The sequence below is a fragment of the uncultured Anaerovibrio sp. genome, from assembly GCF_947302755.1.
Classification (GTDB): Bacteria; Bacillota; Negativicutes; order Selenomonadales; family Selenomonadaceae; genus Anaerovibrio.
On record NZ_CAMYWM010000005.1, the window covers coordinates 39,453 to 49,931 of the forward strand.

General features: G+C 48.6%; 11 protein-coding genes and 1 tRNA gene. All 12 read left to right on the plus strand.

All coding sequences use genetic code 11. The features are described 5' to 3' along the window. The first annotated feature begins 204 nt into the window (after positions 1 to 204). The 12 genes from trmB (at position 205) to Q0Y54_RS01345 (ending at position 10,311) form a co-directional block, all read left to right on the plus strand. Entirely contained in the window at positions 205 to 855 is a 651-nt protein-coding gene (gene trmB, locus Q0Y54_RS01290; RefSeq protein WP_297963496.1) for a tRNA (guanosine(46)-N7)-methyltransferase TrmB, read from the plus strand. Beyond that, the gene (locus Q0Y54_RS01295; protein WP_297963498.1) at positions 852 to 2,084 is read left to right on the plus strand and encodes an FtsW/RodA/SpoVE family cell cycle protein; all 1,233 of its coding nucleotides are present in this window, start codon (positions 852 to 854) and stop codon (positions 2,082 to 2,084) included. Before trmB ends, Q0Y54_RS01295 begins: the two co-directional genes overlap by 4 nt. Positions 2,085 to 2,115: 31 nt before the next feature. Continuing rightward, on the plus strand, positions 2,116 to 2,943 hold the full coding sequence (locus tag Q0Y54_RS01300) for a pyridoxamine kinase (protein WP_297963500.1): 828 nt from the start codon (positions 2,116 to 2,118) through the stop codon (positions 2,941 to 2,943). Positions 2,944 to 2,965: 22 nt separating this feature from the next. Beyond that, complete coding sequence (locus Q0Y54_RS01305) at positions 2,966 to 3,628, plus strand: TatD family nuclease-associated radical SAM protein (RefSeq protein ID WP_297963502.1); 663 nt, start codon at positions 2,966 to 2,968, stop codon at positions 3,626 to 3,628. A gap of 2 nt (positions 3,629 to 3,630) precedes the next feature. Then, the gene (gene yqeB, locus Q0Y54_RS01310) at positions 3,631 to 4,476 is read left to right on the plus strand and encodes a selenium-dependent molybdenum cofactor biosynthesis protein YqeB (protein WP_297963504.1); all 846 of its coding nucleotides are present in this window, start codon (positions 3,631 to 3,633) and stop codon (positions 4,474 to 4,476) included. Between the two features lie 10 nt (positions 4,477 to 4,486). Next, positions 4,487 to 4,852, plus strand: coding sequence for a hypothetical protein (locus tag Q0Y54_RS01315; RefSeq protein WP_297963506.1), 366 nt, complete (start codon positions 4,487 to 4,489; stop codon positions 4,850 to 4,852). A 66-nt stretch (positions 4,853 to 4,918) separates the two neighbouring features. Continuing rightward, positions 4,919 to 4,996: transfer RNA gene (locus tag Q0Y54_RS01320), tRNA-Arg, on the plus strand. Positions 4,997 to 5,127: 131 nt separating this feature from the next. Further along, complete coding sequence (locus Q0Y54_RS01325) at positions 5,128 to 5,790, plus strand: TetR/AcrR family transcriptional regulator (protein WP_297963508.1); 663 nt, start codon at positions 5,128 to 5,130, stop codon at positions 5,788 to 5,790. Positions 5,791 to 5,827: 37 nt separating this feature from the next. Continuing rightward, positions 5,828 to 7,018, plus strand: a complete 1,191-nt coding sequence (gene nirJ1 / locus Q0Y54_RS01330) for a putative heme d1 biosynthesis radical SAM protein NirJ1 (RefSeq protein ID WP_297963510.1) — start codon at positions 5,828 to 5,830, stop codon at positions 7,016 to 7,018. Next, a complete protein-coding gene (gene nirJ2, locus Q0Y54_RS01335) occupies positions 7,018 to 8,010 on the plus strand; it encodes a putative heme d1 biosynthesis radical SAM protein NirJ2 (RefSeq protein ID WP_297963512.1) in 993 nt (330 codons plus the stop codon). The genes nirJ1 and nirJ2 overlap by 1 nt, the downstream gene beginning before the upstream one ends. A 607-nt stretch (positions 8,011 to 8,617) precedes the next feature. After that, on the plus strand, positions 8,618 to 9,415 hold the full coding sequence (locus Q0Y54_RS01340; RefSeq protein WP_297963514.1) for an HAD family hydrolase: 798 nt from the start codon (positions 8,618 to 8,620) through the stop codon (positions 9,413 to 9,415). A gap of 44 nt (positions 9,416 to 9,459) precedes the next feature. Continuing rightward, positions 9,460 to 10,311: a histidinol-phosphatase gene (locus tag Q0Y54_RS01345; RefSeq protein ID WP_297963516.1), complete on the plus strand. Its 852-nt coding sequence runs from the start codon at positions 9,460 to 9,462 to the stop codon at positions 10,309 to 10,311. The last annotated feature ends 168 nt before the right edge of the window (positions 10,312 to 10,479 follow it).

A 10,479-nucleotide genomic window follows, 5' to 3' on the forward strand; every position in this document is an offset into this window, starting at 1 on the left:
GTGGCATTTGATTTTCGCTCGGTTTCGCTGCTAAAACTATTTTTTATTTTTAATTAGCATTGGTAAAAATCCAAACTCGCTACGCTCAAACAATGGATATTTTCCCAATGTGCAGGATTAAAAAAATAGTTTATTTACGCATCGAAATCTAATGCTCAAATCAATTTGCCACTACAATACTATATTTGAATAGGAGCGATAAGTTTGCGTTTACGTAGGAAGCCTTGGGTGGACCAGGCTATTCATAACTTTGATGATTTTGTATTCCCAAAGGATAATCCGGCCTCCGATGACCAAAAGGGCCGGTGGGATCAGGTATTTGGCCGCAAGGCCCCTCTCCACGTGGAGCTGGGTACCGGCAAGGGGGATTTTATTAGCCAGATGGCCCTGGGACATCCTGATATAAATTTCATTGGCATTGAGGCCCAGCAGGATGTGCTGTACATGGCTGCCAAGAAAATTCGGGAGCTGGAAATTACCAATGTAAGATTATTGGTATTTGATATTAACCATATTGAAGAGATTTTTGACCATGGTGAGGTGGACCAGTTCTATATAAATTTCTGTGACCCATGGCCCAAGGCCCGGCATGCCAAGCGCCGACTGACCCATGTGGGCTTTCTGCGGCGTTATTCAGTGCTGCTGAAGCATCCGGGGAAGCTGGAATTTAAGACCGATAATCGTCCCCTCTTTGATTTTTCCCTGGAACAGTTTCAGGAGGCCGGCCTTAAGGTGGAGGATGTGTCCTATGACCTACATGCTGAACACCGACCGGACAATATCATGACGGAATATGAGCGCAAGTTTAGTGGATTTGGTGAAAAAATTAATCGTTGCGAGGTAATCTTTCCTTGAATAAAGTAGAACCACTTGAACGTAAAGTAGAACCACTTGAACGCCGTCGGCGGGTAAAGATATGGAAAAATAATCATGAGGCCATCATAGCCCTGGTGATAATATTGCTTATTGCCGGAACCTTTAATGTGTTCAGTGCCACCTTTGTTATGGCGGAGCGGGACTATGGGACTCCCTATGCCTTTTTGGCCAAGCACATGGTCAGCATGGCCTTGGGAATAGCCTGCTGCTTTTTGGGGAGCCGGGTTGACTATCATAAGTGGAGGTCGTTGATTATTCCGGTAACGGCAATACTGATAGTTTGTCTTTTGGTGGTATTGCTGTTTACGGATCCGGTCAATGGTGCCCGCCGCTGGATTCCCTTGCCGGGCTTTTCCTTTCAGCCGGCGGAATTTGCCAAGCTGGTGACTATCATGCTGGCCGGCTATTACATATCCTACAGAAACGGCAAGGGCAAGGAGCTGAATTTGTTTAACCGCCAGCTGGCGGTAATCGGTGTCCTGGCTCTCCTGGTTTATGTGGAGCCGGATATGGGTACTGCCTGTATTGTTATGGGTATTCCGGTTATTATGCTGGCCGTGGGCGGCCTTAAATTAAGCAAGCTGAAGTGGCTGGTGCTGGGCGGATGTGCCCTGATTTGCCTTATGATTTACATGCAGCCCTATCGAATGGAGCGTCTGATGGTTACCTATGACCCGTGGCCATATGAGAATGACCAGGGGTATCAGACGGTACGATCCCTGATGTCCATTGGTTCCGGCGGTCTGTTTGGTATGGGCATCGGCGAGGGCCTCAGCAAGTATGATTACCTGCCGGAGGCTCATACGGACTTTGCCTTTGCCGTATTCAGCCAGGAAATGGGCTTTATTATGGTGGTGGCCATTTTAATGGTATATATGCTGTTCTGCGGCTATGCGGCCCGCATTGCCAAGCAGGCCCAGGATTCCTATGGACAGATGCTGGCGGTGGGGATCCTGCTGCTGATAGGCGGTCAGGCTGTGTCCAACGTGATTATGGTAAGCGGTATGATTCCCGTTGTTGGTGTTCCGCTGCCCTTTATCAGCTATGGTGGTACCTCCCTGATTATGTCCCTGTTTGCTGTGGGGATTTTGGTGAATATCAGCCGGCAGGCCACCAAGGAGAAGGAAAAGAGGCTTATCCAGGAGGCCCTTAGCAGGGATCCAAAGCTCAGGAAGCGGGTGGCACCGTATCTTAGACGGGTTAAATAATTGTGGGTACAGATGATAGAGGACGATTTTGATGAAACGACAGAAGCGCATAGCGTTGGTTAATGATATAACAGGCTTTGGCCGGTGTTCAGTTACGGTGGAGCTGCCATTGATTTCAGCAATGAAAATACAGGCCTGTCCCCTGCCAACGGCCATATTATCCGTGCATACCGGGTTTGAGCATCCCTTTATAGATGATTATACCCGGCATATGACCCCCTATATGGACAGCTGGGCACAGCACAAAATAGAATTTGATGGAATTTGCACAGGCTTTTTGGGCAGCCTGGGTCAGATAACCCTGGTGGAGGAGTTCATTCACCGCTTTAAGGGGGAGAATACCAGGGTAATGGTGGATCCGGTAATGGGGGATTATGGGCGGCTGTATTCCTCCTATACCCCGGAAATGTGCCGGGAAATGCGCCGCCTTTTGAAATGGGCGGATTTGGTAACGCCTAATCTCACTGAGGCCTGTCAGCTTTTGGATGTGGAATATCCTGAGGGGGGCAGAATCAGGGAGGAGGAATTGGCAAAAATGGCCAAGGGCCTTGGGGAACGGGGCCCGGAGCAGGTGGTTATTACCGGCCTCAGTGATGATAAGCACATCAAGAATTATGTTTACGAAAAAAACGGAGTTCAGCGGATTATTCAAAGGGACAAGGTGGGGGACGACCGGTCCGGTACCGGTGATGCCTTTGCAGCCATTGTGGCCGGCAGTCTGGTAAATGGCGAGTCCCTGGAGGCGGCAGTTATCAAGGCGGCGGATTTTATTAACAGGGTGCTGGAATATACCTGTGAGCTGGATTTGCCCTGGAATTACGGTCTGGCCTTTGAGGAGTTTTTGACTGAGCTGAGATAAGAGTTATATATGGGGTGGCAATATGATAGTTTATGCAACTCATGCCGGCGGCCGGTATTTGCCGGTGGCCGACAGTCTACGGGAGCAGCCGGAGGGCAAACGGAGTATTTATGTAAATCTTACCAACAGGTGCAACTGTGCCTGTACCTTTTGTCTGCGCAATATGAAGGAAATGGCCGAGGAAAGCAGCCTGTGGCTCAAGGAGGAGCCTTCGGTGGATGAGGTGAAGTCACTTCTGGATGAGCTTCCCTGGGATAAGGTGTCGGAGATAGTCTTTTGCGGCTTCGGTGAGCCCACCAGCCGTATTGATGCAGTGGTGAAGCTTTTAAAATACGTTAAGGACACTCACCCGGAGGTAAAAACCCGCCTTAATACCAACGGCCTGTCTGATCTTATGTACGGACGCAGTACAGCCAGTGATTTTTCCGGGGGAATTTTGGACACCATTTCCATAAGCCTGAATGCCTCCAATAAGGAACGTTATCTGGAGCTGACCAGGGCCAAATACGGTATAGAGTCCTTTGAGGCCATGCTGAAATTTGCTGTGGACTGCAAGGAATATGTTCCTGAGGTGGTCATGACCGTGGTGGAAAAGGTGGAAAATCAGCAGGAGATAGACCGTTGTCAGAAGCTGTGTGATGAACGGGGATTGCGGCTTCGGGTTCGTATATATGAGGATAGCTAGAAATGAAACAATTTGTAATGATAAGGGGCGGTGGCGAGCTGGCCACCGGTATTGCCCATCGGTTGTATAATTGCGGTTACAAGGTTTTGATGCTGGAGAAGCAGTTTCCCTCAGCCATTCGCCGGAATATTGTTTTTTCTGAGGCAATTTACGACGGGGAGGCCACGGTGGAACGGGTGACCTGCTATAAGGCGGCTGATGCCAAGGAAGCAGCCAAAATGCTGAAGGACGGGAAGCTGGTTATTATGGTGGATCCGGACCTGGAAAGCCTGGATATTTTTAAACCGGAAATATTGGTGGATGCGATTTATGCCAAGCGTAATCTGGGCACCAATAAAAATATGGCCCCCCTCACCATAGGCATCGGGCCGGGCTTTGTGGCAGGCCAGGATGTTACCTGTGTTATTGAGACGGCCCGAGGCCACAATCTCGGCCGTATATTGCGGGACGGCATTGCCCTGCCGGAACGGGATACAGCAGAGGCCCGGGCCATTATGCGGGAGTCCCATTCCATAAATTCCCCCTGTGATGGTTATTTGGAGGCGGGGCATCCCACTGCTTATGTAATAGACAAGGATGAGCTCATTGGACGGCTCCACGTGGAAGGCGGCCATGTAATGGATATAAGGACGCCAATTGCCGGTGTCTTGCGGGGCATGCTGCACGATGATTGTCCGGTACGGACCGGGCTGAAGATTGCGGAGATTGACCCAAGCACCAAGCCGGCCAACTGCATAAGTATTTCAGCCAAGACCAGGTGCGTGTCCGGCTCCGTGCTGGAGGTTATTGTGGGGTGGGAGCATACTAACGTGAAGAAGTCACGGCTGCTGCCATGGAAGAAGAAATGAGGAGGAAACATTGGCCTATATAGTGACGAAGCTGCTGACTACGGAAAATAGTACAGATTTCTTTTTGATAGGCAGCTTTTCTGATATGAAGCAGGCAGCTGCCGCTGCCACAGATGAATACAGGGAGTACAATAAACAGGCCTCCTTTATTAATCTGGAGATGATTAATGAATGGCTCAGTACCAGAGGGGAATATTCCTTCCGCAGGGACAGAAATAACCGCATTCAGCTGGATATAAGTATTGCTGAGGAAAATCAGATAATTCCGGCAGAGCATCAGAAAATTTTTTCCTTTACCCCTGCCGACAGGGAATTTGTTAAGCTAAGTGGCGCATTGGTGTCTGACGGCGAGAAAAAAGCCCAGTTGCCGGGGTGAAAAAATATTGACAAATATATTTTATTGTGATAACATATTTTTGTTGGTTATTTAAGGCCAGCCAATGACTCAGTAGCTCAGCTGGATTAGAGTACTTGACTACGAATCAAGGGGTCGGGGGTTCGAGTCCCTCCTGGGTCACCATTGTATATTAAGCGCGAAGCACTTGCTTCGCGCTTTTATTTTGTGATATACTTAGAAAGCTGTTAAAAAGTGAATTGGATTCATTTTACTCATAGCGTGGGTATTAAACATGGATCCGTGGAGGTAGTATCATGGCTGGACATCCAATTACATCGGACAGGACAGATATAATGGCAAATAATGAGGAAAATAATGAAGAAAGGCTGGGGCGTCGTGAGCTGAAAAAAATCAAGGCCCGCAATGACATATTAAATGCGGCGGTGGAGCAGTTCAGTAAAAAGGGGTTTCAGTCCACCTCCATTGCTGATATTATGAATGCGGCAGATATGGGCCTGGGAACCTTTTATAATTATTTTAATTCCAAGGAGGACATTCTCATCAATCTCCTTAACAGGTTCGCCGGGGTGATGTCGGAGGAGCTGCACAGCCTGATGATAAATCAACCGGGCTACGGGGTTATCCTGCGGGAAATGGTAATGCTTACCGCCAAGCTGGTGAGCGAAAACAGATATCTGCTGCCATTGCTCTTTACGGGAGCCATGAGCCAGTCCAATCCCCGTGGCGGTCACCGGGTGGACATGCCGGCCCCGGAGTTTATGGGAAGGTTTTTGGAGCTGCTGAAGGCCGGCCAGGCCAGTGGGGAATTCAGGGATGATATATCGCCGGAGATTATGGCGGAAATGTTTCATTCCATGTTTCAGGCGGCAGCCTTCAGCCATATTCCGGTATCCTTTGAAAGGAATATAGAAATGAAGCTTACCCTGCTGCTGGCGGGTATTGGCCGCAAGGAATAAGTGTGTGAGTAATAGGGGTATATTTAGGTGATGGAAAATGATTAGTGTTACAAAGTTATTATTTAAGCGGGAATATTATGGTGATTCCCTGCGTTATACCAAGGGGGCCCATGCCCAGAAAAACGGTGCCGGCGAGGGTATGGGACCGGTGGTGGTGTGGAATTCCACCAAGACCTGTAATTTAAAATGCCGCCATTGTTACATGAGCTCGGATAATAAAAAATATCAAAATGAGCTTACCACTGAGGAGGCCAAGAGCTTTATTGATGATTTGGCGGATTTCCGGGTTCCTGTACTGTTATTTTCCGGCGGCGAACCACTTATTCGCCCTGATTTTTTTGAGCTGGCAGAATACGCCCAGAAGAAGGGGGTTCGCCCCACCCTTTCCACCAACGGTACCCTTATAACCCGTGAGGTGGCCCAGCGTATCAAGGACATCGGGGTGGGCTATGTGGGGATTTCCCTGGATGGCTTAAAGGATGTAAATGATAAATTCCGTGGGGTTGACGGGGCCTATGAAAAGGCAATGCAGGGGATTCAGAACTGTGTGGCGGTAGGCCAGCGTGTAGGCCTTCGCTTTACCATAAATCATCACAATATTCAGGAGCTGGATAATATTTTCGATTTTATTGAGCGTGAAAATATTAACCGGGTATGCTTCTATCATCTCGTGTATTCCGGCCGGGGCAATGCCATGATGGATGAGGATGTGACTCCGGAGGAATCCCGTGGGGCCATGGATATCATTATCCGCCGCACCAGGGATTTTGAGGAACGGGGCTTGGAGAAGGAAATTCTCACTGTGGATAACCACTGTGATGGTGTGTACATGTACCTGAAGGCACTGGCGGCAGGCGATGACCAGCTGGCGGCCCAGATAAAGGAATTTATATCCATGAATGGCGGCAACCGCTCCGGCATTGCCTTCGGTGAGGTGGATCCCTTTGGTTACGTTCACCCTGACCAGTTTACCCAGCATCATACCTTTGGTAATGTGCGTGATAGGAAATTCAGCGAAATCTGGACCGATACTGGTCATCCGATAATGGCCGGTCTGAAGGATAGAAAGCCTCTCTTAAAGGGACGCTGCAGCAGGTGCAAATTCCTTGATAATTGCAACGGAAATTTCAGAACCCGTGCAGAGGCCCGTACCGGGGATTTCTGGGAATCTGATCCTGCCTGCTACCTTACGGATGAAGAAATTGGCCTTAGCGGAGGTAATAAATAATGATAGTTTCCTGGAACGTAACAAATGCCTGTAATATGTTTTGTGACCATTGCTACCGGGAGGCGGGCTGCAAGGCGGAGGAGGAGCTTTCCACCAGTGAGGCCAAGACCCTGCTGGAGCAGATTGCCAAGGCAGGCTTTAAGATAATGATCTTTTCTGGCGGTGAGCCCCTTACCCGACCGGATATTTTGGAGCTGGTGTCCTATGCCACCTCCCTGGGCCTTCGCAGTGTATTTGGTACCAACGGTACCCTGATAACCCTGGAAATGGCCCGGAAGCTGAAGGAGGCCGGAGCCATGGGTATGGGAATTTCCCTGGATTCCATGGACAAGAAAAAGCACAATGAGTTCCGTAAGTTTGAAGGGGCCTGGGAAGGCGCCGTTCAGGGCATGAGAAATTGCCGCGCAGTGGGACTGCCATTTCAGATTCATACCACTGTAATGGACTGGAATAACCACGAGCTGGAGGCCATCACGGACTTTGCTGTGGCAGAGGGGGCGGTGGCCCATCATTTCTTCTTCCTTGTGCCAACGGGCCGGGCCAAGACCATTGAGGCTGAGTCCCTGCGGGCCGAGCAGTATGAGGAAACCCTTACCCGCATTATGAAGAAGCAGACTGAGGTGGACATTGAGCTGAAGCCTACCTGTGCTCCCCAGTTTATGCGTATTGCGGCCCAGATGGGGATAAAGACCCGCTTCCGCCGGGGCTGCCTGGCCGGTACGGCCTACTGTATTATCAGCCCACGGGGTAAGGTTCAGCCATGTGCATACCTTAACATGGAGCTGGGGGATGTGCGGGAGATGCCCTTTGACGAGATTTGGAGGAATAATGAGGTGCTGAACACCCTGCGGACCCTGGAATATAAGGATGGCTGCGGAGAATGCGAGTTCAAGCGAGCCTGCGGCGGATGCCGGGCAAGGGCCGCCTTTTATAACGACGGGGACTATATGGCCGAGGAGCCATGGTGTCTGTATCATGGACGTAAAGGGTAATTAAATAATAAAAGGCAGGGACTACTGTCTGTAGCGTCGGTCATGAACCTAAAACATGTCCTAAATGCTACATCCAGTAGTTCCTGCCATTCTATTATTGCAATATCTTATAAAAAAAGGGGCAGAGGCAGATTGTCTTTCACACGGTCACGCTGCTAAAACTTTTTCTTGCTCTATTAAATAGCGAAAAAAGTCGAAACTCGCTACGCTCAAACATCGACTTTTTTCACTAAAGCGTAGTATACCAAGAAAAAGATTTCTTCACGCAGCGATGCCGTACGTTCAAGCCCATCTACCTCTGCCCACTTTTAGATATTTCATTAATAATAGGTCAGTGACTGTTGACTGAAGCATTAGGGCGAAGGGCGTTAATGAACTCTTTTTTGCCATACTGGAATTAGCAGGAAAAATCAATTGTTTGAGCGAGTCCTGAAAGGACGTAGCGAGTTTTGATTTTTCCTGCTATGTAATTAATAGGCAAAAAAGTTCTAGCCCTGAGACCCGAGCTGAAGTCAACAGTCACTGACCTTTTTTTGTGTTGAAATAACCTTATTACCTGCTATAATGTAAAGTAATATTGGTAATTTGCTTGTTTACGGGAGATTTTATGATAAGGATTATTTTTTCGGATATGGATGGTACCCTGCTGGATGACAATGGGGAGCTGCCAGGGGAATTTCCGGAGGTCATGGCAGAGCTTAAAAGGCGCGGCGTTATCTTTGCCCCTACCAGTGGCCGTCAGTATTTTGCCCTTTTGGAGCAAATGGGGGAGTATAAAGATGATTTTATGTTCCTGGCGGAAAATGGGGCCTTTAATATGTATCGGGGAAGGGAAATTTGTTCCAGCGTTTTGGACCTGGATCTGGTACATCGGGTAATCGCCGAGGCGGATAAACATGGTATTTATGCCATATTGTGCGGCAAAAAGCACGCCTATGTGCGTAGAGAGTGGAAGCCATATATCCATGAGGCCCGCCGTTTCTTTACCCACAGCGAATTTGTGGACAGCTTTGATGATGTGGAGGATGAATTCGTCAAAATGGCCTTTGCGGACTGTGAGGGGCTGGATGCAGAGCGCAATCTTATGCCGGTATTAACACAGTTTGAGCCGGAGCAGCAGGTGTCACTTAGCAGCAACTACTGGGTGGATATACTCAATCCCGGTATCAACAAGGGCTGGGCCATCAACCATGTTCAGGAGGAATTTGGCTTCAGGCCGGAGGAATGTGCGGCCTTTGGGGATTATATGAACGATTATGAAATGATGCAATCGGTGTATTACAGCTACGCCATGGAAAATGCCCATCCGGAGCTGAAGAAGGTGGCGCGGTTTACTGCCGGGAGCAACGAAGACCACGGCGTTATGCACCAAATCAAGGAATTTATTAAGCAGGGTTTGATTTAGGCAATTTTTACCATAGGTTATTTTGGGGTAGAGGAGATCAGTATATGAAATTTGACTATCATATGCATTTTGAAAAAGGCGACTATGATGTGGACTGGGCCAAGGGCTTCTTTGAGGCTGCTGCCATGCGGGGCCTGGATGAAATCGGTATTTCGGAACACAGCCACACCTTTCCGGAGTTTAAGCAGCTTTATTATGATGATTTGATTTTGGATGAGTCCTTTGTGGGAAAATTCCAGCAGCAGTGGCTGAAATCCAACAAGTTCAAGCACACTCTGGATGATTATTTTGAATTTATGGAAAAACTGAAATCGGCGGGCTACAAGGCCAAAACCGGCATAGAGGTGTGCAATTTCCAAAATCAGGAGCAGGTAGCGGAAATATTGAAGGAATACGATTTTGATTATATTATTGGCTCCATTCACTTTATTCGGGGCTGGGCCTATGATTCCGAGGAAATAATGTCCGAGTGGAACCATCATACCCTGGATGATATTTATGATGCCTATACCCGGGAAATAGAGCATATGGTGGCCAGCGGACTTTATGATGTGCTGGGTCATCCTTACAATATCCGCCTCTACAGGATTATTCCATCCTTTGATGCCACGCCATATTTGGAGCGGGCCATAGCTGCCCTGAAAAAGGCCAATATGTGCGTTGATGTGAATACGGGTACGGTTTACCGTTATCCAATTGCGGAAATAACCCCATATTATAAGTTCATGAAGCTGGCCGCCAAGGCTGATTTGCCAATAATAACCAGCTCCGATGCCCACAAGCCGGAGGATTGCGGCAGCTATATCGACGAAGCCATTGATTATGTGGGGCGCTATGGCTACACCCAGGGTGTCATGTTTGACAAGCGCAAACGGACACTGGTAGACCTGGGATAAGAACAAGTATTTTTTACAACAAACAAAAAAGCTGTTGCACCTGGATAGCATATGGCTTCCTTGTGCAGCAGCTTTTTGCGTGTGATAGTAATATAACGAGCTTTAAGATGTCTCCCACCTCTTTAGGTGGGGGAAAACAAACTACAACAGCTGGCGAGCATATCTCCC